The organism is Pseudidiomarina sp. WS423 (assembly GCF_050750165.1).
In the GTDB taxonomy this organism is placed as follows: Bacteria; Pseudomonadota; Gammaproteobacteria; order Enterobacterales; family Alteromonadaceae; genus Pseudidiomarina; species Pseudidiomarina fusca.
On sequence record NZ_JBOJLN010000045.1, the window covers coordinates 1 to 865 of the forward strand.

General features: G+C 50.6%; 1 pseudogene. It reads right to left on the reverse strand.

Going from position 1 to position 865, the window contains the following annotated elements:
* Positions 1-865: pseudogene (locus ACQ661_RS12680) on the reverse strand (IS66-like element ISAba28 family transposase); the annotation flags it as partial.

Below are 865 nucleotides of genomic sequence, written 5' to 3' on the forward strand. Positions count from 1 at the left end.
TACATCAGGGTCTTCCAGGAAGACGCGCAGTGCCATTTCTTTGCTTTGTACATAGCCAATCGCTTTGGAGAGGGGGTCTTTGGGCAGCAGCGTCAGGTTATGCAGGGTATCATCACACCACGTAAAGAAGCGGTCAACCACCGGTTTGCTGTGTGTAAGGCGGTATTGGCGTTTTTTGTCATCCGTGAGCTTTTGGTTTCGGATAGTCTCTTCTATCTCATACAGCTTAGCGATTAGGCTAATCGCTTCTTTGGCCGGCGCTGGCCAGCTGTTTTCCGCTTCAATAAATTGCCGGCGACTGTGCACCCAGCACTGGGCATGGGTTAAGCCTTCATTGGCTTTGATATAACTGGCATAGGCGCTGTAGCCATCGCTTAATAAGGTGCCTTTAAAGCGATGCTTTACTATCTCTTCTATATGTTGCCGCCCGCGGCTGGTGGAGAAGGTAAAAACAATTTCATCCTTATCGCCATACACCGGCCAGAAGTAACTTTGCTTCATTTTACCTGGCCCGGCTTTGCCTGCTTTAATCGGCGTTTCGTCCATTGCCAGCACCTGGCTTTGTAAGATGCTACTTAGCATCGCATCCACAATCGGATAGAGTAAATCAATACCGCGCGCCACGATGGTGCCCAGTGTGCTGCGGCTTAAAGTAATGCCCGCTCCAGCTAAACGCTGGTGCTGGCGATACAGCGGCAAGTGGTATTGGAATTTATCGACCAGCATCCCCACGATAAAGCTCACATCCGCCACGCTTTTATCCAATACATTAAAGGGAGCCTGACTTGGCAGGAGAGTGTCGCTGCCTTTGCGTTTGATGATTTGCCGGTCATAACGTAGCACTTCGAAGCTCGCTGGGCGCTGC